The organism is Algoriphagus sp. (assembly GCF_039969895.1).
Lineage (GTDB): Bacteria > Bacteroidota > Bacteroidia > Cytophagales > Cyclobacteriaceae > Algoriphagus.
The window spans coordinates 232,699-255,266 of the sequence record NZ_JBDVMZ010000012.1 but is presented as its reverse complement, the minus strand read 5'-3'; the positions used below and the strand labels follow the sequence as shown (position 1 = coordinate 255,266).

General features: G+C 42.1%; 22 protein-coding genes. 13 read left to right on the top strand and 9 right to left on the bottom strand.

Going from position 1 to position 22,568, the window contains the following annotated elements:
* Positions 1–27 precede the first annotated feature (27 nt).
* Positions 28–237, top strand: a complete 210-nt coding sequence (locus ABJH64_RS07270; RefSeq protein WP_348275192.1) for a hypothetical protein — start codon at positions 28–30, stop codon at positions 235–237.
* Between the two features lie 3 nt (positions 238–240).
* Positions 241–1,149 (top strand): hypothetical protein, encoded by a 909-nt coding sequence (locus ABJH64_RS07265; RefSeq protein ID WP_348275191.1) that lies wholly within the window; start codon positions 241–243, stop codon positions 1,147–1,149.
* Between the two features lie 102 nt (positions 1,150–1,251).
* On the opposite strand, the gene ABJH64_RS07260 is transcribed toward ABJH64_RS07265, so the two are convergent.
* The 3 genes from ABJH64_RS07260 to ABJH64_RS07250 all read right to left on the bottom strand — a co-directional run bounded on the left by ABJH64_RS07260 (position 1,252) and on the right by ABJH64_RS07250 (position 4,699).
* On the bottom strand, positions 1,252–2,604 hold the full coding sequence (locus ABJH64_RS07260) for an NAD(P)/FAD-dependent oxidoreductase (protein ID WP_348275190.1): 1,353 nt from the start codon (positions 2,602–2,604) through the stop codon (positions 1,252–1,254).
* A gap of 25 nt (positions 2,605–2,629) precedes the next feature.
* The gene (kynU, locus tag ABJH64_RS07255) at positions 2,630–3,916 is read right to left on the bottom strand and encodes a kynureninase (protein ID WP_348275195.1); all 1,287 of its coding nucleotides are present in this window, start codon (positions 3,914–3,916) and stop codon (positions 2,630–2,632) included.
* A gap of 270 nt (positions 3,917–4,186) precedes the next feature.
* Positions 4,187–4,699: a 3-hydroxyanthranilate 3,4-dioxygenase gene (locus tag ABJH64_RS07250; RefSeq protein ID WP_348275189.1), complete on the bottom strand. Its 513-nt coding sequence runs from the start codon at positions 4,697–4,699 to the stop codon at positions 4,187–4,189.
* Between the two features lie 118 nt (positions 4,700–4,817).
* On the opposite strand from ABJH64_RS07250, the gene ABJH64_RS07245 reads away from it, so the two are divergent.
* Positions 4,818–5,807, top strand: coding sequence for a membrane dipeptidase (locus ABJH64_RS07245; protein ID WP_348275188.1), 990 nt, complete (start codon positions 4,818–4,820; stop codon positions 5,805–5,807).
* The gene (locus ABJH64_RS07240; protein WP_348275187.1) at positions 5,807–6,421 is read left to right on the top strand and encodes a thiamine pyrophosphokinase; all 615 of its coding nucleotides are present in this window, start codon (positions 5,807–5,809) and stop codon (positions 6,419–6,421) included. Before ABJH64_RS07245 ends, ABJH64_RS07240 begins: the two co-directional genes overlap by 1 nt.
* On the opposite strand, the gene ABJH64_RS07235 is transcribed toward ABJH64_RS07240, so the two are convergent.
* From ABJH64_RS07235 to prmC, 3 genes are all read right to left on the bottom strand, one after another.
* Positions 6,375–6,785, bottom strand: a complete 411-nt coding sequence (locus ABJH64_RS07235) for a magnesium citrate secondary transporter (RefSeq protein WP_348275186.1) — start codon at positions 6,783–6,785, stop codon at positions 6,375–6,377. The genes ABJH64_RS07240 and ABJH64_RS07235 overlap by 47 nt on opposite strands.
* Entirely contained in the window at positions 6,758–7,042 is a 285-nt protein-coding gene (locus tag ABJH64_RS07230) for a class I tRNA ligase family protein (RefSeq protein WP_348275185.1), read from the bottom strand. Before ABJH64_RS07230 ends, ABJH64_RS07235 begins: the two co-directional genes overlap by 28 nt.
* Before the next feature lie 107 nt (positions 7,043–7,149).
* Positions 7,150–7,983, bottom strand: coding sequence for a peptide chain release factor N(5)-glutamine methyltransferase (prmC, locus tag ABJH64_RS07225; protein ID WP_348275184.1), 834 nt, complete (start codon positions 7,981–7,983; stop codon positions 7,150–7,152).
* A gap of 165 nt (positions 7,984–8,148) precedes the next feature.
* Between prmC and ABJH64_RS07220 the strand changes: the two genes are divergently transcribed.
* From ABJH64_RS07220 to guaB, 5 genes are all read left to right on the top strand, one after another.
* Positions 8,149–8,976 carry a hypothetical protein gene (locus ABJH64_RS07220; protein ID WP_348275183.1) on the top strand — a complete coding sequence of 276 codons (828 nt, stop codon included), beginning with the start codon at positions 8,149–8,151 and terminating at the stop codon, positions 8,974–8,976.
* A 147-nt stretch (positions 8,977–9,123) separates the two neighbouring features.
* Positions 9,124–10,311, top strand: coding sequence for a class I SAM-dependent methyltransferase (locus ABJH64_RS07215; protein ID WP_348334747.1), 1,188 nt, complete (start codon positions 9,124–9,126; stop codon positions 10,309–10,311).
* 38 nt (positions 10,312–10,349) lie between these two features.
* Positions 10,350–10,532, top strand: a complete 183-nt coding sequence (locus tag ABJH64_RS07210) for a hypothetical protein (protein WP_348274105.1) — start codon at positions 10,350–10,352, stop codon at positions 10,530–10,532.
* A gap of 414 nt (positions 10,533–10,946) precedes the next feature.
* Positions 10,947–12,071 (top strand): DUF4221 family protein, encoded by a 1,125-nt coding sequence (locus ABJH64_RS07205; RefSeq protein WP_348274104.1) that lies wholly within the window; start codon positions 10,947–10,949, stop codon positions 12,069–12,071.
* A gap of 230 nt (positions 12,072–12,301) precedes the next feature.
* A complete protein-coding gene (gene guaB, locus ABJH64_RS07200) occupies positions 12,302–13,780 on the top strand; it encodes an IMP dehydrogenase (RefSeq protein WP_348274103.1) in 1,479 nt (492 codons plus the stop codon).
* 143 nt (positions 13,781–13,923) lie between these two features.
* Here the strand turns inward: guaB and ABJH64_RS07195 are convergent, their stop codons facing one another.
* Positions 13,924–14,403 carry a GNAT family N-acetyltransferase gene (locus ABJH64_RS07195; protein ID WP_348274102.1) on the bottom strand — a complete coding sequence of 160 codons (480 nt, stop codon included), beginning with the start codon at positions 14,401–14,403 and terminating at the stop codon, positions 13,924–13,926.
* Between the two features lie 62 nt (positions 14,404–14,465).
* Between ABJH64_RS07195 and ABJH64_RS07190 the strand changes: the two genes are divergently transcribed.
* Positions 14,466–15,236, top strand: a complete 771-nt coding sequence (locus ABJH64_RS07190; protein WP_348274101.1) for a type III pantothenate kinase — start codon at positions 14,466–14,468, stop codon at positions 15,234–15,236.
* On the opposite strand, the gene ABJH64_RS07185 is transcribed toward ABJH64_RS07190, so the two are convergent.
* A complete protein-coding gene (locus tag ABJH64_RS07185) occupies positions 15,233–15,892 on the bottom strand; it encodes a peptidoglycan DD-metalloendopeptidase family protein (RefSeq protein ID WP_348274100.1) in 660 nt (219 codons plus the stop codon). The genes ABJH64_RS07190 and ABJH64_RS07185 overlap by 4 nt on opposite strands.
* A 96-nt stretch (positions 15,893–15,988) precedes the next feature.
* Between ABJH64_RS07185 and ABJH64_RS07180 the strand changes: the two genes are divergently transcribed.
* Complete coding sequence (locus ABJH64_RS07180) at positions 15,989–16,939, top strand: pyridoxal-phosphate dependent enzyme (protein WP_348274099.1); 951 nt, start codon at positions 15,989–15,991, stop codon at positions 16,937–16,939.
* A 134-nt stretch (positions 16,940–17,073) separates the two neighbouring features.
* Here ABJH64_RS07180 and ABJH64_RS07175 read toward each other — a convergent pair whose 3' ends face one another.
* Complete coding sequence (locus tag ABJH64_RS07175) at positions 17,074–20,034, bottom strand: glycoside hydrolase family 3 N-terminal domain-containing protein (RefSeq protein WP_348299824.1); 2,961 nt, start codon at positions 20,032–20,034, stop codon at positions 17,074–17,076.
* Between the two features lie 279 nt (positions 20,035–20,313).
* On the opposite strand from ABJH64_RS07175, the gene ABJH64_RS07170 reads away from it, so the two are divergent.
* Both ABJH64_RS07170 and mutL read left to right on the top strand, forming a co-directional pair.
* Positions 20,314–20,727, top strand: a complete 414-nt coding sequence (locus tag ABJH64_RS07170) for a hypothetical protein (RefSeq protein ID WP_348275036.1) — start codon at positions 20,314–20,316, stop codon at positions 20,725–20,727.
* Positions 20,720–22,567 carry a DNA mismatch repair endonuclease MutL gene (mutL, locus tag ABJH64_RS07165; RefSeq protein ID WP_348275035.1) on the top strand — a complete coding sequence of 616 codons (1,848 nt, stop codon included), beginning with the start codon at positions 20,720–20,722 and terminating at the stop codon, positions 22,565–22,567. Before ABJH64_RS07170 ends, mutL begins: the two co-directional genes overlap by 8 nt.
* Position 22,568: the final 1 nt, after the last annotated feature.

Below are 22,568 nucleotides of genomic sequence, written 5' to 3'. Positions count from 1 at the left end.
AAATTAGAAAAATATTAAATTTGAAATATGAAAAAGGATTCAAACCAAACGAGAAAAGGTAAAAACGATGATTTTTTACATGAATATGATCAAATCATTAATTTCTCAGAAAATACAGTGGTTGTAGATAATCAATGGGAAAAAGATGGTGATTATTTTAAAAAACTTACAATTTATGATAACACCTACATTCCGGTTAAGACTTTAGGCAGTACAACATTAATTTTTCCTTTCTAAACTATGCCAAATTGGAATGAAGTTATAATTGAAATTCAAGAAGAACAGAAAAAAGACCCAAATAATAATCCGCTTGATACAGTCCGTAGGAAATACTTGAAAAAGATTTCTGATATCTCAGGTCGCAATACGATTGCCTATTATTCTGGCTGGCTTCAAAAACCCCAAATTGCAGGCACCGCTGTTAGTGACAAAGACAAATCTGGTTTCATGCTTACAATAAATAAGCTAGATCGAACAAAGGGTTTGGACTTAATTCTTCATACTCCTGGAGGAGACATAGCCGCAACAGAATCCTTAGTTGATTATTTGTTTTCAATGTATGGGAATGATATTAGGGTTATCGTTCCTCAAATATCAATGTCTGCTGGAACAATGATAGCTTTTGCTTCAAAAGAGATAGTTATGGGCAAGCATTCTAACCTTGGTCCTATTGATCCACAAATGGGAGGATTAGCTTGTCAAGCGGTCCTAAATGAATTTGAGCAAGCAAAAGAAGATATTAAAAGTAATCCCCAATCAGCAGCCTTATGGCAAGTAATTATTGGTAAATACCACCCAACTTTTTTAGGTTCTTGTAAGCAAGCAATTGAATGGTCTGAAAAGATGGTTTACCAATGGCTTAAAAACAATATGTGCAATGGGGACGAAGAGAGAGTTAAGAAAATCGTTGGAACTTTCTCCAATCACACTGAACAAAAATCCCATTCTAGACATATTTCTAAAAAGGAATGCGAGGAAGTAGGTCTCAATATTACGGCACTTGAAGATGACCAAGATTTCCAAGATGCAGTATTAACCACCCATCACGCTTTTATGCACACTTTTTCTAACACTCTTTGTGTTAAAATAATTGAGAACCACGATGGTGTAGCATATATTGAGCAAGCTGTTCAACCAACTGCCAATTAAATTTTTAATTATTATAGGATTCTAACATCTATTAAACAGATGGGAAAAAGAGAATGATTATGGAAACATTCTCTTTTTCGTTTTCAGGAGTCTAAAAAATTTTTAGACCGCTTTAGCAGTTTCCATTTTATAGATAATATCCTCGTAGTCGAGTTTATTCCAATTCTCTGTAATTAGCGGATCTGCCATCACTCGATCCATGATCGCTTCCTGTAGTTTCCCCTGTGCATAAGCTTCCGAATACCTCATATCCGTAAATGTCACCATGGAATACAACGGTATCCAATCATTGGGATAGAGCTCGTAGAGTTTTGCCTCGATTTTCTTTCGAAGAACAAATTTCGGATCAGCCACGGAATCTCTCATTTCTTCGAAATTCTCCATCGCCAATTGGCAGATAGCATCGGTGTCAATTTTTCGAGTTTTTTGGAATTTTTCAAATATTAAATCCCAAGAATTTGTCCCAAACTTATCAATCAAGCCATTCAAAATCGAGCAATCCTCAAAGCCACAGTTCATACCTTGGCCATAGAAAGGAACCATCGCATGACTTGCATCTCCCATCAGCAAGCTCGTGCCTTGCACCCATGGAAAACACTCCACGTTAATCAACGCTGAGGTAGGATTGGCAAAAAACTCCCGCTTCAAGTCCGGCATCAGCTGATAGGCGTCATCAAAGTAGTTGGAGAATAAGATCTCCAGATCCTTTTCGTCATTGATTTTGTCGAAGCAAACTTTGCTTCCGCTATGCGGCAAAAATAAGGTGCAGGTAAATGTTTTGTCTGGATTTGGAAGTGCAATCAGCATAAATCTACCTCTCGGCCAGATGTGCAGCGCATTGGGATCCATCGCAAATTCCCCATCGGCAGTTGCTGGGATCGTTAGCTCCTTGTATTCGTGGGTGATATATTCCTGCTTATAGTTGAATCGGATTTGCTTTTGCATCGCCAATCTAAGCGAAGAATAAGCCCCATCTGACCCAAATAAAACTGGAGCTAAGACTTTCTTTTCGCCCTCCGGCGTCTTAAAATGAATCTCTTGATTACGGAAATCAACATCCAGACATTTGTGCTCAAAGTTAAAGTGGACGCCTAAGCGCTCTCCTTCTTCTACCAAAAGCTCATTGAATTTGCCTCTGGAAAGGGAATAAATAGCCTGATCTTCTTTGCCATAGGAAATAAAGGTTGTGCCACCATGTTCGTCATGAATTCGACGACCGTACATCGGGATAGCCAAAGGCATCACTTTATCTTTGAGTCCTACTTCCTCTAGCGCCTTCCAGCCACGATGACTCAGCGCCATGTTGATGGATCTTTTTCCCTCGTCAAAAGTTGATTTGCGCTTGTCTGGTCTCTTATCGAAAACTTCGACTTCTAAGCCTTGGCGCTTCAGGTATATAGCCATTAGGGAACCTATCAATCCGGCTCCTAATACGGTTACTTGATTTTTTTCCATTTGGATTGTTTTATCCACGCTTCTTTTAAGCGAATTTCTTCAGAGATTGTTCCAAAATTTGTGCAAATCGGAATACGTCCAGGAAGCTGTTATAGAGCGGAGTAGGTGCCAGGCGGATCACATTTGGATTGCGCCAGTCGCCTACGACTCCGTGTTTATACCATTCATCGAATACGGCCTTGCCTCCGCGATGAATGTGCAAAGATAGCTGACAGCCTCTTTCCGCAGGATTTTTAGGAGTAATAATTTCCAAAACCCCTGATTTTCCATTGATTTCTTCGATTAAATAAGCTAAATATCCTGTGAGATGCTCTGATTTTTGTCTCAGGTTTTTAATTCCAGCTTCTTGAAAAATATCCAAGGACGCTTGATGTACCGCTAATCCAATGATATCTGAATTGGACAATTGCCAGCCGTCAGCGCCATGCATGGGCACAAAACCTTTTTCCATCTTAAAGCGCTGCTCCTGATCATGTCCCCACCAGCCAGCAAAACGATTCATATCAGGGCGATCTGCAAATCGCTCGTGAATAAAAACCCCAGAAACGTTGCCTGGGCCTGAATTCATATACTTATAACTGCACCAAGTCGCAAAATCCACATCCCAATCGTGTAGGCTCAGTGGAGCATTGCCAACAGCATGCGCCAAATCAAATCCCGCATAAGCACCTACTTCATGAGCGGCTGCCGTAATGGTTTTCATATCGAAAACCTGTCCGGTGTAATATTGCAAACCAGCCATATTTACCATAGCCAGAGAATCTCCTTGCTTTCTTATTTCGGCCAAAATATCCTCGGTACGAAGCGTATGCTCCCCCTCGCGAGGGATTAGTTCGATGATAGCCTCTTCAGGATCTAGTCCATGAAACTTCACCTGAGTCTCGAGCATGTATTGGTCTGAAGGAAAAGCTCCCCCTTCGACGATTATCTTAAATCGCTTCTTGGTTGGTTTGTAAAATGAAACCATCAACAGGTGAAGATTTACCGATAGATTATTCATGGCCACCACCTCATGTTCGTGAGCTCCAACTATGTCCGATAGAGCTGGTTTTGACTTTAGCCTCGCATACATCCAAGCATCTTCTCCCTGAAAATGTCCATCTACTGCCATTTCAGACCAATTTGAAAGCTCTTTTGCGATATAGTCTTTCGCTGATTTTGGTTGTAAGCCCAGGGAATTTCCACAAAAATAGATCGCGTCTTTTCCATTTACTTTGGGGAAAAGAAAACGATCTCTAAAGGAAGCAAGGGGATCTTTCTCATCCATCTCCCGAGCAAAATCAGCTGTATATTGATAGTTCATTTTTGAAATAGTTGGGGTTATATAATTTTTCAGTGAATAATCACAATCACGCCAGTACCATTATTTTCTTTGCTTAACAGGCTGGAAGACCGATCACGGGTGACCGAAGCGGCCTCAATTCAAGGGTTTACTATCCAATTATGCCGTGTCACATCTTTTTCTGATGTACATGCGGGTAAACATAATCTTTAAGTAATACACGTTAAAGACAAAAGCATCCTAGGATTTGTTCAACTATATGGATTTGGTAGCGCCGGTCACCAGGCATTAGACATCACCTCACTTCTCCATTACCGTTCCGCAATTCTTACAAGTATGGTTCTCAGGATTTCCCCAAAAACGCTCCTGCACAGGCGGCAGCTGGGTGACAATGTCCGTAACTTCAAAAAATTCCTCGTAGAGCTTTTCCCCACAGTTTTCACAGTGCCAGATAAATCCATCTACCTCTCCTGCTCTTCTGTAGCGCTCGATCACCAAACCAATTGTATTAGCCGGACGACGAGGAGAATGAGGAACTTTAGCGGGTAGAAGGAAAATCTCCCCTTCGCGGATGGCAATATCTTTTGGCTTTCCATCTTCGATTACTTTTAGCACGATATCGCCTTCCAGCTGATAGAAGAACTCCTCGCCCTCATTGGAATGGTAGTCTTTTCGAGAATTTGGCCCGCCTACGACCATGACGATGAAGTCATCATTTCCTTTGTAAACCTGCTGATTACCAATCGGTGGCTTAAGAAGATGTCTGTTTTCATCTATCCATTTTTTGAAATTGAAAGGTTGTGCTAAAGCCATATCTACTATTGTCTAATGAATTTTTATTTATTGTCCTGGATCCTTAGGAAGTAATCCTGCCTAAAAGTATAAAAAACAAAGGCTTTTTTGGCTTACTTTGTTTGAAACCCACCAGACTATGCACTACCCGATTATAGACATGCACTGCGATATGCTGTCCTACCTTGCAGTCCTACCTGAAGCTAATGCTTTTGCCAAAGACGACATAGCATGCGCTATTCCTTGGCTGCAAGAAGGAAATGTCCGCATGCAAGTAATGGCTATTTACACCGATGTAAGACCAGAAAGCATGAATTTGGCAACTCGCCAAGCGTTGATTTTTGAGGAGCTTCATCAGAAATATTCCAATGACTTAGCCTTAGCAGGCTCAGATTTTTTGCAGAATTGGGACAAACAAAACCGGGTAGGAATCAAAGCGTCGGTAGAAAATGCTGCTGGATTTGGTAATGAAACGGCAAGTTGGGATGAGATCTACAAGCAGTTCGATTTCATCTTGGACCGAGTAAGATCACTTGCTTACATCAGCCTCACCCATCATACCGAAAATCGCTTCGGTGGAGGAAATTATACCAAGGGAATTGGATTGAAGGCTGACGGGAAAAAATTGCTGGATTACATGGCTGGCAAAAGTATTCCAGTGGATCTCTCGCATACCTCGGATATGCTGGCAGAAGGAATTCTCAATCATATCGACAGCAATAACCTAGATATTCCTGTGATCGCCAGTCATTCTAACTTCCGTGAAGTCTGGAATCATCCACGCAATCTCACCGATGAATTTGCCAAGGAAATCATCCATCGTGGCGGGATTATCGGCGTGAATTTCCTGAGAGCATTCCTGGATACTGAAGTTCCGGAGCGCTTGTTTGAGCATATTCTGCGCGGTTTTGAGTTGGGAGGACAAAAGGCCATCTGCTTTGGAGCGGATTATTTTTATACCAAGAATTTTGGAGATCCAGCCCGCTTTCCATTTTATTTTCCTTTGGCAGAAAATGCCAGTAAATATCCATCTCTACTCGAAAGTTTGGAAGACAAATTGAGTGCAACGGATTTGGAAGGTTTGGCTTACAGAAATTCCCTCGAGTTCTATCGAAAAATCCAGTCCTGATGTCATCACATCATTTTGTCAAAGAACAGCAAGAACCTGCTGTGCTAATTTTAGATGCGGATCAGATTCGTTATGATCAGGTTTCTCCGCTTTTGGAGTGGGTGCCGACGGTTATGGTCAGTGAAAAAGCGCTTGATCAAGTGCTGAGTTGGGGAATTAAACTAGACGTCATTCTAGCTTCGGATACGTTTCAACAAGAAAATCAACAACTTCTCGAGGCCCAATATCCGATGAGGTTTATCACTTGTTCTGATAAGGACGATTTGCAAACTGGTTTGGATTATTTGCTGTACACTGAACATAAGGCCGTTCACCTTGTCGGAATTTCGCATCTCGCTGCATTGGATCTTCATGCTCAACTTGAACAGATCAATATTACAATTATAGATGGGGATTGGAAGTATTATCCTGTTACGTCTGGAGCTTTCATAAAATGGTTTGCCGAAGGAAATATTCACATCCATGGCAAAGAAGGCATGCCCGTTCAAATCAAAAATGAAAATGGCGAACTCATTTTGCCTATTTCTTATGCGACTATGCTGGAAGTGTCTGAGGGAATTACGACTATTAAAGCACCGGGAATTTTTTGGGTTGGAGAGCAGGTTTGTTCATAAACGTGTAAAAAACCCCGGTTCCGATGGTGTAAAAAATCACATCCAGCGGATCTGCTCTATAGGTGGTTGAAAGCCAAGGCAGCACTACTTCAAATACGATCGAAAAATATGTCAAACCGATCAGAAGCTGCTTTTTGCTGAAAGTGAGTTCAGTTTTCAAAGGATGAATCCATCGCATCAGCTGCAGACAAATCCCAAAAACCACCGGCATAGCCATCAGATCATCTCCGTAGGAATGATAGTATGGGATAAAAATATCAAGGGATTTTTCCAGGTATAGATTGACCCAAAATGCCAAAGAGGCGATGATAAATATGGGATGTCTGAAAATGTCCATCATCCCGGTAATGCTGCTATCAGCCACATGATGAAGGTCATGATAGCCATGAATACCGTATAAAAGAGGTTGCCGGATTTCTTAAAGAATTTCTTGATACCAGAATCTTCAGGCTTTATATAGAACATCCAATCTTTTTCCTGCCGGTCTTTTTCCGCCTCTTTTTTAAAGTGTCGATCTAACTCTACAGGAGATAGATTCTCTCCACAATGCTCGCATCGATCTTCGTAGTTATTTGTCCAAGTTGACCATTCTCCACAATTGGGGCATTTCTTCTGACTCATATTTTGGGATTTTCAATAGAACCAACTCTACCTAAATAGTATTGATACATTTCAGTTATTCGAATCACATTTATCATAGCACACTCTAGCTACTACTTACGTCTTAATTAACGTCTTCCTGCCACCATTCTTTCCTTCTCATTCAAATCCTTCAAAACTCTCACTTCCGAGTATCCTAGATCTTGCATGAGGCTCGCCACATCGTTTCCATAGTTCTCATTGATTTCAAAATATAGCTTACCATTTGGCTTCAAGAGTTGTTTTCCTATTTCGGAGATCCTTTTGTAGAAAATTAACGGATCCTCATTACTCACGAAGAGCGCGAGTTCAGGTTCGAAATCCAGCACATTTTTATGCATTTCTGATCTCTGCTGCTCTGGAATATAAGGCGGATTGGAAACCAAAATATCCAATTCAGCGACTTCTGGGACTTGAGTCAGAATATCACATGTACTAAAAGTAACTTTCGCAGCTAGCGCAACCCCATTTTTCTCAGCGATTTGCAAAGCTTCTTCCGAAATATCCACTCCATAAACCTCAGGATTATTCATCTCCAAGGCCAAGGAAATAGGAATGCAACCCGTTCCCGTCCCTATGTCCAAAATCTTCAAACCAGCATTTCGATTCTCCTTGATGATCAAATGCACCAATTCCTCGGTTTCATTTCTGGGAATCAAGGTTGCAGGACTGACGAAAAACTCTCTTCCATAGAATGGCCCTTTTCCTAAAATATACTGAATAGGCTCGCCGGTTTTCAGTCGCGCCATGTCTTCCCAGAGTTTTTGAGGCAAGTTTTTCTCCTCCAAAAAATGCATCATATCCACTTTTCTCAAGCCCAGATGGCGCTCTAGAAGCCAACTTACTAGACTCTCTGCTTCCTGAGCATCATAGAGTGAAAGTTGTGCGCTAAGTTTTTTAGCCAATTCAGAATAGGGAGACATGCTTTGTAGCGATTTATTTAAATAAATCGTAAAGATATCAAACTCAGTTTCTCTACGAAATCGAGCCTGCCTGAGGCAGACAGGCATGACGCAGGCGACACACACTGGTATGGTTATTAACCATGCGAGATTACATATGGCCATTAAAGATCAAATTCTAAACATATGAAAAACCTATACTTTATCCTGATTTTCACCTTTATCTCATGCCTTACTTTTGCTCAAACGGACTCTAAATTCTGGATAGAAGTGGATGGTTCCTATTGGCAAAAAGGAACACCAAGCAATGCATTCAATTCTTTTCCCAGAGAACGAAGCGGAAGTATGAGACCTATGATAGGGTTTAATTTCAATGAAAAATGGGGAGCAGGACTGATGATGAACTTTCAATCTTACCGCATTGGCACAGAACCTTTAGAGTATAGTTACCCTATTTATGATTATAATAGGCCTGATGACATGGGCAACTATCCCTTGGTCGGTTATAGCACTACGGTTAATGAGACGTCCATTCAAAATGACCTTAGAGGATTTGGTCTTTTTCTTCGTCGGAATGTAAAGTTGGGTGCAAAAACATCGTTGAACTTTTCTTTTTATGGGATGAAGGAAAGTGGCAAAGATGGAAATATAGCGCTCTATCCAGCTTATTTTCCCTGTCCCAATTGCTTTACAAATCACATGAACGCCGACTTGGCACTCTCGATTTCTTATCCTTCTTCAATCACTTATCCGATCGCGGAGACCAATTGGAAATTTGGGATGGACGTTGCCTTTGCTTTCCAAGCCACGAGTTGGATGGCTTTGGAGGTACGTGCCAATCTTCTTGAGTTTCGACGACAAATCATCAAAGACAACTCGTCACAGCTAATAGATCCTGGTTTTAGCCCCTTTCCTTACTACAACATCTATGAAAAAATGGGTAGAAGTGAGGATTTTGGCTCCGCAGTATCCCGCGATGGCATCCGATTTGGTTTAGTCTTTTCCCCCTTTTAAAATCTCATTCTGACAGACTCAGAAAGAAAAACTACCTTTGTGCAGAATTTATTTCCCATCCCATCGAGCACTGCTTAAGAATCATAGAAAGAGATGGTTCTTTACCCTGCGAGATTGCATGCGGTTTAAGAGGAAAAATGATTGAACATGAAGTTACACAACAATACCATCCGCGGAGTTCATACTGCACTCGCAGCCATTTTTGAAGAAGGTCAATACGCAGACAAAGTAATCGAAAGAACACTAAAATCTAACCCTAAATGGGGTGCGCGTGATCGCTCTTTTATTGCAGAGACTACTTATGAAATGGTGCGTTGGTGGAGACTGATCAACTTTTTGAGCCCAAGTAAGGAGCCGTATGATTTATTCGGGACCTATTGGCTGATGCAGGGACATAGCCTTCCGCCTTGGGAAGAATTTGCGAAAATCAACCCTGATAAAATCAAAGAGAAGTACGATAAACTCGAAGATCCAGCCAAGCTCGAGTCTGTTCCCGATTGGCTTTTCGATCTGGGGAAAAAAGAGTTGGGTGATAAATGGGAAGCCGAAATCCACAGTTTGAATCAGGAAGCACAGGTAGTTTTGCGTGTCAATACACTAAAAATCACCCGTGAGCAACTGAAAAACAGGCTCGCTGAGGACAATATTCATACGCACATTATCAAAGGTTACCCGGATGCCTTGATCCTGGATGAGCGAACCAATGTATTTCGCCATCCTGCTTTCAAAGAAGGAATGTTTGAAGTGCAGGACGCCTCTTCTCAGTTAGTAGCTCAAGCATTAGCTGTAGAACCAGGCATGCGAGTAATAGATGCCTGTGCAGGTGCTGGAGGGAAGTCCCTTCACATTGCTGCTTTGATGCAAAATAAAGGAAAAGTTCTCTCCATGGATGTGGAAGAATGGAAACTTCAGCAGACCAAATTGAGAGCCCGTCGTGATGGGGTTTCTATCATTGAGCGAAAAGTCATAGAAGGATCAAAGACTATCAAAAGAATGAAGGAAACTGCAGATAGATTGCTATTGGACGTGCCATGTTCTGGACTTGGAGTACTTCGCAGAAATCCTGATACCAAGTGGAAACTTAGCGAAGAATCAATAGAAAAAGTCCGTAAAACGCAGCAGGAAATCCTCCAAAGCTATCCATCCATGGTGAAGCCAGGCGGGCAAATGGTCTATGCTACCTGCAGTATTTTACCATCAGAAAATCAGGATCAAATCGCCAAATTTTTGGAAAGCGAAGCAGGCAAAGACTTCACATTGATCGAGGATCAGAAAGTCCTAGCACAAGAGAGTGGCTTTGATGGGTTCTATATTGCAAGGCTGCAGAAAAAGTAGATTTTCGCTATACTGGATTTGCTTAAACATGTGATCCTATGAAAAAGTCAGCTGTATTAGAATCAATTTCAAAAATGAATGAGGAAATTAGTATAGATGAGATCGTGGACCGCTTACTTATTCTTGAAAAAATTGACAAAGGAAGATCTCAATTTTCCTCAGGTCAAACTAACACAGAAGAGCAAGCCAAACAAAAATTGGCGAAATTAATTTGCCAATAAGAAGTGTAAAAATGGCTAAATTTTTAAAAACCATATTCGGCATGGCATTATAGGACAACCGTATATCCCCCCCCCCTCTGCCAATCATATAAATAGTTAGTGGAGGCCAGCGGGCATTTTTTAACTTGATATTATGAAAAAAATCTTTATTTCTACTGTTATTGCGTTAACCGCAATCTTTGTTTCACAATCGGTATATGCTAGATTACCAGATTGCGATAGTTTTGGTGGTACATATTTGGTATGTACTTTAGAGGAAGAACAGGCTATATTTAGCAGTTGTAGATGCATGTGATGGGGATTGGCCTTCAAATCAGGTCTTAATAATTTATCCTGAATCTTGTGATCCTGTTCTTCCTGAATAATTTTATCATTGATTACTTGATATTTTAATATCAAGTAATTTTTCTCTTTATGAAAAATAAACTTATCAATCTTTCCATCCTTATATTTTGCTTTTGTTCGCAGAAAAAGGAAGCTACTACTGAATTTACCAGCTCAGAGCAGCTAGTGATTCCTATTGAATCAAATTACTCTTCTACCTATGAAATTGCCAATTCCTGGACAGATGACTATTTCATAGGCTACTTTTTCACCAATCATTCGATTGATATTTTCAGTTTAACTGACAAAACTTCCCTATTTCAAATAAAACTTCCTTCCCAAGAACCCATACTATTCAATAAGGGAGGGGGGGTGTCAAAAATTGGTAATCAACTATATTACAAATCTTCAAACAGCCTCTATAGGATCCCTTTCAAAGAAAATCCGGATTTTCTTTCCGAGACATTACAATACCAATTTGGAAGAGCTTTAAATTTTGATGGTACTGAGTACCTGAATTCAAAAAAAGGATATTCCGTTGCATTGAATGATGTACCATCTGCAAACATTATAGATAATTTGCTGGTATTGCCCTATTATGATTTGTCAAAATCCAGTACTATAGCTGGTATCTACTTCCTGAATACGGATTTAGAACTGGAAGATCATCATGCGTTTCAGTTTAATGAAGATTACCAATCAAGTCTTAAGCTGTATGAAGGGTTAAACACACCTTTTGTGACCACCTCTTCAGATAATGTCTTAATACAATTTCCATTCACATCAGAGTTGATAGTTTTTGATCCTAAGACGAATACAGAAAAGAAAAAAAGTATTCCCGGTAAATTCATCACTACAAAAATAAATCCTTCTCCATTTGAAGCTGGAAAATACATTATTCCAGCAATTCGATGTTCTGCTCAATTTTGGGAAGTGACATGGGATCCCTACAGGAAGCTTTATTATCGGATAGAGAAGGAGGAGCGGTTTCCAGAAGCTGGTGAAAGAATTAATTTTAGAAGAGGATACCACTGGATAAATGTGATATCTGAAGACCTCGAACTTTTGGGGCATTTTAAAATTCCTGCAGATTGTTTTGCCAAACCCATGGTCGCGAAAGAAGGAATCTATTTCCATCGTACTAATCAAGAGAATGAATCTGAGGTTCGATTCACCTTTTTTGAAGGAGGATTGCCATTAGAAAAGGAATTTTAAATTGCTAGAAAAATAGATTTTCGTTTTAGCTAGATGGGGAACTTTTGATTTGATCTCTCAACTATAAAATTGAATTTTAAGCTTAAGTAAATTTATTCCAGAACCTCAAATTTGGTTTTGGAAGAAAATAGAGCACTATTCCAAATTTATTTGGGACTGGATTAGTTTGGCATTGGATTTTGTTTTTAACTTTGACGTGCAAATAGGGTTCCTACATACCAATATTTGCCATGAATACAAATTCAGATAAATTCCTCTACGAAGCGCTTACCTACGATGACGTGCTTCTAGTACCAGGTTATTCAGAAGTCCTTCCCCGCGACACGAATACCTCTACCCAACTCACCAAAAAAATCAGGCTAAACATACCTTTGGTTTCCGCTGCTATGGACACGGTCACTGAGGCTGAATTGGCTATAGCTATCGCTCTTGAAGGGGGACTTGGATTTGTCCATAAGAACATGTCTATCGAGCAGCAAGCGGCTCAAGTTCGTAAAGTAAAGCGTTCTCAAGCGGGAATGATCCTAGATCCTATCACGCTACATATCAGTGCCAAAGTCAAAGATGCAGAGACGATAATGCGTGAATACAGCATTGGAGGCATACCCGTAGTGGATGAAAAAAAGGTTCTCAAGGGCATTATCACCAATCGTGACCTTCGCTTCATCAAAGATCAGGAGCGCCCGATTAGGGAGATCATGACAATAGATAATCTGATCACTGCAAAGTCAGGTGTGTCCCTTGAGCAAGCCGAAGAGATTCTTCAGGAATACAAAATCGAGAAACTTCCAATCGTAGATGATGAAAATAAGCTTACGGGTTTAATCACCTACAAGGATATTTTGAAAAGAAAAGATAAGCCAAATGCATGTAAAGATGAGTTTGGAAGACTTCGCGTAGGCGCTGCAGTTGGTGTGACGGCAGATATTGTAGAGCGAGTAGAAGCTTTAATGAATGCTGGTGTCGATGTTGTTTCTATTGATACGGCTCATGGTCACTCCAAAGGAGTAATCGAAACATGTAGAAAAATCAAAGATGCCTTCCCTGATCTGGAAGTAATCGTCGGAAATATCGCAACTCCAGAAGCAGCCATTGCCTTAGCCGATGCAGGAGCAGACGCCGTGAAGGTGGGTGTAGGTCCAGGATCTATTTGTACCACTAGAATTATTGCCGGAGTAGGTGTTCCTCAATTATCTGCGGTATTCGAATGCGCTGAAGCATTGAAAGATCGTGGAGTTCCAGTGATCGCTGATGGTGGTATTCGTTACTCTGGAGATTTGGTAAAGGCAATTGCTGCGGGCGGAAGTTCCATCATGATTGGCTCCTTACTGGCAGGCACAGAGGAAGCTCCAGGGGAAATGATCATTTTCCAAGGGAGAAAATTCAAATCCTACAGAGGCATGGGTTCGCTGGAAGCAATGGAATCCGGTTCCAAAGACCGCTACTTCCAAGATGCAGAAGACAATATCAAAAAGCTGGTTCCAGAAGGAATCGTAGGCAGAGTTCCTTACAAAGGCTTGGTTTCTGAAGTTCTTTACCAATTGGTTGGTGGACTTCAGGCAGGTATGGGTTACTGCGGTACTCAGACTATCGAAGACCTTCAGAAAAATGGAAAATTCGTCAAAATTACCTCAGCTGGTGTGAAGGAATCGCATCCACATGATGTATCAGTGACAAGAGAAGCTCCAAATTATAGCGTGAAAGGGTAATTTCCAGATTTTAAGATAGTTATAAATAGTAAAGGCCGGGAGAATACTCTCGGCCTTCACTGTTTTCTAAGGTGTATCAGCTCTGTAACTAATTTAAGGTAGTATATATCTTGATACCAGAGGTAATGCAATTACAATGGTAATTATTGGGCTAGTATCTGCTTAATTTCATAGTCTTGCAGATGAGCATTGAGCCATCCTGCTTCTAGTCTTGCTCCATATTTTCTGTAGAAATTGATCGCTGGCTCGTTCCAATCGAGCACTTGCCACATCATTCCTGTGCAATTTTCTTCAATTCCTTTTTCCATAATACGATCAAAAAGCAATTTGCCGGCACCATTCCCTCGCTCTGACTGAGTGACGATGAGATCTTCTAAATAAATTCGCTTTCCTTTCCAGGTGCTGTAGCGATAATAGTAAATTGCCAAGCCGATGATCTCGGACGTTTCCTCTTTTACGCAGAGAATGGTCCCAAACACAGGATTTTCACCAAACCCATCCTTTTCCATCATTTCAATGGTGTTGGTCACTTCCTCTGGAGCTTTCTCATAGATCGCCAACTCATTTATCAATTCCAATACCCGAGGAAGATCCTCGATTTTTCCTTCTCTTAGCGTGTACATGTCTAAAGTTTAATATTCCGTTTAATTTTGGAAAAGGCTAATTTAATCAAATCCGAGGAACAATGTTTTTAGCAATAGATGCAGGGAATTCAAATGTGGTTTTTGCACTTTATGATCAACCTAATGGAAGTTGGAAAAATCACTTTCGTATAGAAACCCACGCGGATAAATTTTCGGCTCAGCTGCATAAGAAAGTCCCTTTGTATTTTTTGGAGCATAGCATCAATCCTTCCGCTATTAAGCAGATCGGTTTCAGTTCTGTAGTGCCTGAGATCAATGATCAGATTCTTCAGTTTTGTGAAAATTACTTTGGCACCCTGCCTTACCTTATTTCCCCGGACAGCTACGATAGCCTGCCCATCAGATCCCTTCGTCCAAACGAGATCGGAACCGACCTGATGTGCAACGTTATGGCCGGGTTCTCAAAGTACCATAAGTCTATGATTGTAGTCGATTTTGGAACGGCGCTCACATTTACCGTGGTCAATGCCCAGGGAGAAATAATCGGTGTCAATATCGTTCCAGGCTTGAAAACTGCACTCAATTCTCTTTTCCAAAACACCTCTAAGCTTCCGGAGGTAGAATTGAAAATGCCCGAGTCAGCCTTAGGTCAAAACACCATCCATGCTATCCAAGCAGGGATTTTGTACGGATACACTGGACTAGTGAAAGGAATGATAGAAACCATTGAAAAAGAAACCAACCAAAAGTTTCAGGTAATTGCCACTGGAGGTCTTTCTTCTGTTCTTACGCCTCTGGCAGAAGTTTTTATGGAAATAGACAGAAACCTGACCTTGGAAGGGTTGCGTCTGATAACCCTCGCTAATGCTTAAAGCACTTCGCAGCGTAAAACTATAGTTGGATTTGGACAAATAGCTTTGAACTTTTCGAGCTCACGTACTGAACATACGCCCGGAAAATCCCCAGTATTTCCCATCAAATCTAACATCAACTGAAAGTGAAGATGTGGCGGCCAATCTCCGTTTTCGGGATATGGACCAATCTCACAAAACTTTTCCCCTGCCTTCACTTTTTGCCCAATTTCCAATTTTTCCAAATCAGCCCGAGAAAGGTGTCCGTAGAGTGAATAGAAAATTTCTCTCTCATATTCATGCTGTAAAATGATCGTGGGGCCATAGTTGCCAAAACCGGCATTGTCCTGAAAGCTGTGGATAATTCCATCCATCGGCGCAAAGATCGAGGTACCCGAAATCGCCCAGATATCTATGCCTAAATGGATATTTCTAAAATCTGCCTCCGCTGTAGCGAAAACTTCGCTGCGGGAATAAATCGCACGATTCTCCAAATACCCGCCTATTCCATACGTATAATTTTGCTCCGTAATCTGATCAAAAACATAAGTATTGAAAGACTGTGTGTTTGATAAATCAATAAATTCGAGAGCAGGATTAGTAGGAGAAAAATCCAATACCACCGTATTATCCTTAGTCAAAGCTTCTCCCATTATCGGGAAAAAATCAATCTCCATGCTATTCATGCCTGAAGATACTAATCATCTCCATGTGGTTTAACTATTTCTCCAATCTCTAAATCTCCTTTCTCTTTTTCTCCCTAATTTTAATCTATGCAAACTACTTTCCTTTCTCTCTCAGCCATTCAAGATGCCCACGCTCGCATTCAGCCATTTATCCACCGAACTCCTATTCTAACATCTTCGGCAATTAATGAAATCGCAGGCTGTGAGATTTTTTTCAAATGTGAGAACTTCCAGAAAGTCGGCGCCTTCAAAGCTAGAGGAGCTGCAAATGCAGTCATGAAACTTACCGATTCACAGAAAGCTAAGGGAGTTGCCACACACAGCAGTGGAAATCATGCGGCAGCTTTGGCTAGAGCGGCAAGAGTTGCTGGAATCCCAGCCTACATCGTGATGCCATCCAATGCGCCTGAGATCAAGAAAAAGGCCGTAAAAGGCTATGGTGGAGAGATCATAGAATGTGAACCGAATCTAAAAGCGAGGGAAACAACGCTGGAAGAAGTGGTAGCAAAAACTGGTGCAACATTCATTCCTCCATACGACTTTATGGACGTGATCGAGGGTCAGGCAACGTGTGCGCTCGAGCTTATCGAAGATCAAAATGACCTGAATATCATCCTGGCTCCTGTGGGTGGAGGCGGATTGCTGGGCGGGACGGCGTTGACAGCGCATTATCTCAATCCTTCCATAGAAGTAATCGCTGCCGAACCACAAGGTGCAGATGATGCCTTTCAGTCATTTCACGCCGGCAAGATTATTCCTCAATCAGGTCCCAATACCATTGCCGATGGATTATTAACCTCCTTAGGAGTATTGAATTTCGAACTGATCAAAACCTATGTTTCGGATATTTTGCTAGCTACAGATCCACAAATCATCGATGCCATGCGCCTGATTTATGAGCGGATGAAGATCGTAATCGAGCCATCATGTGCAGTTCCTCTGGCAGCTTTACTGGCCAACCAGGATAGATTCAGGTGCAAAAAAGTCGGGATTATCCTTTCGGGAGGAAATGTAGATTTGGGTAAATTGCCTTTTTGAGCCTAAAAATCACAAGCATCACAAATTAGGTGAAGTTTAAATTTTAGGCTACATCGGTCATCCCACATGGGTCACCTTTCCTGTAAAGCAAAGAAATTGAGGTCAATAAGGTCGTAAAGTCGAAATAAAAAAAGCTACTTCTTCCCCATTGCCTCATAGATGATATCGTGGATTTCCGTCCGGGTACCTTCTTTCAAAAGCTTGGTGTTCGTCATATCGGGATACACGCGATTGGATAGGAATACATAAATTAGGTTATTTTCCGGATCGGCCCATACGCATGTACCTGTGAATCCCGTATGTCCAAAAGTAGATTTGGGCGCGAGATCTCCTGCAGATCCTCCACTTCCAACCTCAGTGTTGGGCTTGTCCCAACCCCAACCTCTTCGACTTTGACGAGATTGATTCTTGGTGAATTTCTCTATCGTCTCTGGACTGATCAAGTTCACATCTCCATAAGAACCTTTGTTAAGCATCATTTGCATCATCACAGCTAGGTCATTGGCGGTGCCAAAAAGTCCAGCATGGCCTGCTACGCCTCCATACATAGCTGCTCCCTGATCATGGACATAGCCTTGAACTTGTCTTTTTCTCCAAGTAATATCGTTTTCCGTCGGTGCGATATTGTCGATCGGCATTTTCAATGCTGGATTGAAAGTCATAGTGGTAAGACCCAACGGAGCGTAGAAGTTCTGGTCTAAGAATAATTCCAGTGGCTGATTGACCACACGTTCCACTACCGCTTGCATCAGGTACATCGTGAGGTCAGAATATACATAGGCATGCTTACTAGCTCCTCTTGGGATAGGAGTGACCTTGGATTCTATCGTCCAATTCCAGATGCTATCTCGTAGCGCATCCATTCCAAACATGTCATTGGAAACGGGACGTGTAAATCCTACAGAAGGAGTAGGTTTGTAATAGTCGCCTCGCCACTGCCCAGCTTCTACCGTTCTGGCATAATATGGGATAAATGCCACCAGTCCAGCTTCATGCGCCATCACATCACTGAGAATCATTTTTCCCTTATTTGTGCCTTTCAGCTCTGGTAGGTAATCCTGAAGAGAATTTTTCATATCGATCTCTCCTCGGCTCTCCAAAAACATCACAGCCTGTGTCGTGGCCAAAACTTTGGTAATAGAAGCCAAATCATACACAGTTTCGGAGTTGACCTTTGGACTGGATTTGTATTCTAGGTTGCCATAAGATCGCTCGAAAACAACTTTCCCGTCCTTCACTACCAGTACATTCGCACCTGGAGTAGCTTGAATTCTAATTGCTTTCTCGGCTACTGCATCTATTTTATCCAAAATTTTCCCATCCAATCCTACACTCTCTGGCGTGCCATAAGCGAGTCGGTTGCTGGGCTCCAGATAGCCGCCTACACCATGGGAAAACTGTTCATTGATAGTTACCGGCAAAATACCCTTCGCAGCCCGAGCCCCGAAGAGGACTTGCGGAGCTAATTTCTGTGTGACAGGATTATTCTCGTAAGCGAATACCACATTGCCAAGTCCCTCGAGTTGCTGGGCAGCATAGGCATTTCCAAACAGTACAGTCACTACCTTCTGTCTCTTTTCCAAATCTCTGATCAACTGCACATCTGCGGGAGCTACCCCAAATTTTCTTCTCGGGCTATTGGTCACGCCCATCAAGCCTACCACGACCACATCGTAGTCTTCCAGTTTTTTGATGGTGTTATTGTGAGTGGTTTCATTCGCCGCCTTCTCTATGCTGAAATGATCAAACTTGGCGTAGTTGCTTAGGTACTCCTGGAATTCCTTGCCCTCGTCTCCTATGGTCAGACTAGCAAAGGATTTTAGGTCGAGTTGCTTAAAAGGGAGTAAGTCATCCTTGTTTGTGGCTACCGTAAAGGCATCTGCATACAGGCGCTCGATGATCACTTCGGTGCCAGGCGTATCCAATCGCTCGATCAACCCATAGGTGTTAATTGGCCTATAGTTGTTCAGTCCAGCCCAATATTTTGCCTTTAAGATTTTCTTCACTCTACGGTCAATTTCTCCTTCCGATATCTTTCCATCAGCCACTGCTTGTTTGATTAGTGCTTTGGCTTTTGGCACATCCTGAGAATAAAGAAGTACATCATTTCCCGCCAGCAAAGCCTTCAAATCCACTTCTCCGGGTGCATTTGCTATAGCTACGCCTTTCATATTTAGCGCATCGGTGAAAATCAAACCTTGGAAGTTCATCCTATTTTGGAGTAAATCTGTCACCACTTTTTTGGAAAGGCTTGTCGGCATGTCGCCCGTGTCATCCAGACTTGGTACGTTCAGATGTGCTACCATCACAGACATCAGCTTTTCTTTGAAAAGCGCTTCATAGGGGTATAAATCCACATCCCAGATTCGCCGCTCAGGATTTTTGATTACCGGCAAAGAGTAATGGCTGTCCGTCTCCGTGTCTCCGTGACCAGGAAAATGTTTGGCATTGGCGATCACGCCGTTATCCTGAAGTCCTTTCATGTAGGAAACGGCATGCTGGGCAACTATCTCTTTTTCCCCACCAAATGCACGGTAACCTATTACTGGATTTTCAGGATTGGAATTGACATCGACGACCGGAGCAAAATTGATATGCATTCCCAATTCCTTGAACTGCCGCGCCATCTCTTTGCCCATGGCATAGATCAACTTCTCATCCTGCACAGCTCCCAGCGTCATGGCTTTGGGAAAATCGGGAACCGAGTCCAGCCGCATGCTGATACCCCATTCGGCATCCATGGCTATGAAAAGTGGTGTTTTGGATTGAGCTTGGTATAGGTTGGTCAGTCGAGCCTGGCGATCTGGGCCTCCTTGGAAAAAAATCAACCCTCCAAGATTTTCTGTTTGGATCAGTTGAGTGATTTCATCTACATGTCTTTGGTCTTGATTGGAATAGGCCGCCACCATAAATAGCTGACCCAATCGCTCGTCAAAAGTCAGGTTATTGAATACCGAATCCACCCAATTGAGCTGCTCGATAGGGTTAGTAGATACCAATGGGTCTTCTATCAAAATAGATTCATCGAGCTTTCCTGATGAAAAAATAAGTGCTATAAATCCTATTGCCAAAACTCTCCAAAGCTTGCTGCTCATTCCCGGGTAAATTTTTAATCCTTAACTTTTAAAATAAATTTGTAGAGCCGATGGGCAGAGAAAGCGCCGTTGGCTTTGCGCATCGCTATTCCTAACTCAAGTAACCTTCCTCTGAAGGGTTTAAAATCCTTGATAATTGAAGTTACAAAAGATAAGGTAAGATCGAGTCGCATTTAGGCTTAAAAAGCGCATAAATTTGATGTCTGGTCTCTACGCTGGAACTTATTCCTCTCTTGTGCTTTTACTTAACGTGAGGTATTTATTAAAAATTATTTTGCCATGAAACTTCCAAGTGTATTTCGTACTGCCGCTCCCATGAGATTTGATATCAAACCTAGGTATTACGATCCAGTGAAGGAGGAATTCGTACAGAGAACCTCTCAGATCAAAAAGGATTTGGAAGCTCAAGGCCTGTTGGAAAAAACTAATGGAACTTCCCAGGATTTTGGTGCTTATGGAGCAGGTATTCGTGGCTCTTTTGCGCAGCACAAAGGAATAAAGCAACGAGATGGAGGAAATGTATTTGCTTCAACGGCGATGATAAGAACCTTGATTTTTTTAGTGCTCCTAGGATCAATCTTTGGCTACATCTACCTAGGATCTTTGATCTTCGAATACATGGCCTATGCGGTAGCGCTGATAGCTGCGATTTATTTTTTCTTCAGGCTAAAACCCAAGAAGAAATATGAGTGATATCATCCAACTCCTTCCCGATGCGATAGCCAACCAGATCGCAGCTGGAGAGGTAGTTCAACGACCAGCGTCTGCACTGAAAGAACTTCTTGAAAATGCGGTAGATGCTGGAGCCACGCAAGTACAAGTGGTGGTAAAAGAAGCCGGAAAACAACTCATCCAAGTCATAGACAACGGTAAGGGAATGTCGGCTACGGATGCCAGAATGAGTTTTGAGCGACATGCTACTTCGAAAATTCGCAGCTCCTCGGATCTTTTTTCCATCCGAACTTTTGGCTTTCGCGGGGAAGCCTTGGCGTCCATCGCAGCGGTAGCTCAGGTGGAGTTAAGGACCCGGCAGGCGGAATCAGAACTGGGAACTTTGATACAGATCGAAGGATCTGAAGTGAAAAAGCAGGAGCCTTTTGCAGGAAATGTAGGGACCTCTGTTTCCATGAAAAATCTATTTTACAACGTCCCTGCACGAAGAAATTTTCTTAAATCAAATCCTGTAGAAATGCGTCACATCGTGGACGAATTTCAGCGGGTAGCACTTTCATACAACGAAATTGGGTTTTCTCTTTTTCAGCAAGATCTGGAAGTATATAGCCTTACGCCAGGTAAGCTCAGTCATAGAATAATAGGGCTTTTTGGCAAAAACTATCAAGGGCAGCTCGTTCCCTGTGAAGAAATAACGCCTCATGTCACCGTGAAAGGCTACATCGGAAAACCAGAAAATGCCAAGAAAACCCGAGGTGAGCAATTTTTCTTTGTGAACAACCGCTTCATAAAAAGTAGCTACCTGAATCACGCGGTGAGCTCGGCTTTTGAGGGTTTGCTCCAATCTGATCAGCATCCATTTTATGTGCTTTTCTTAGAAATAGACCCTTCCCATATCGATATCAATGTTCATCCAACCAAGACCGAGATCAAGTTTGACGACGAGCGAACGATCTATGCGGTCATTCGATCTGCGGTAAAGCAAGCCTTGGGAGCGCATCACGTCGTGCCATCGCTGGACTTTAGTTTGGATGTGAATTTCAATGAAAAGTGGGATCAAGATCCTGAGAAAAAAGCCCAGGTAGATCGGGAATACAGCTACAAATCCTTCAATACCCCGGAGTTCAAACAGGCCAGTACCTCTGGCTGGGAAAGGCTTTTTGAAGGAGCGCAACACGAAACACGAGTTATTGAGAAGGCTACTTCTTCAGAAGAAACTGAGGTGTTGACTTTCGGAAGCAGAGCAAATCCGGATGATGCTTCGGAATTTATTCCCAGACCAGCAGAGACAGAATCCACCGGAGCGACTTTTCAAGTGGAGCTGAACTATGTCGTCGCTCAGATGTCCACGGGATTTCTCATCATAGATCAGCAGACGGCTCATGAGCGCATTCTGTACGAACGTTATTTGCGCCAGCTGAAACATGCTCAGGGCACTTCTCAGCAGTGCCTTTTTCCTCCGACTGTCAACCTGGGGTCTTCGGATTATGCCTTGGTGATGGATATTATGCCAGAGCTGCATAGCTTGGGATTTATGGTTTCGGAGTTTGGAAAAGACACCGTGCTGATCCAGGGTGTGCCTGCAGATATTCAGGTAAAAAATGAAAAGGAGCTTTTCGAAGGGCTTCTGGAACAATACAAGCATTTCAAAAATGAGCTTTCGCTGGACAACAGAGAAAACCTAGCTCGATCTTTGGCGCGTAAATCGTCTTTGAAAAAAGGACAAAAACTGAATTCACAGGAAATGGAAACACTGGTAGGGCAGCTTTTTGCCTGTCAAAATCCGAATTATGGATTGGGAGGGAACAAAACTTTCGTGAAATTAGATTTAAGCAGTATTCATTCCTTCTTCGGCAAATAGC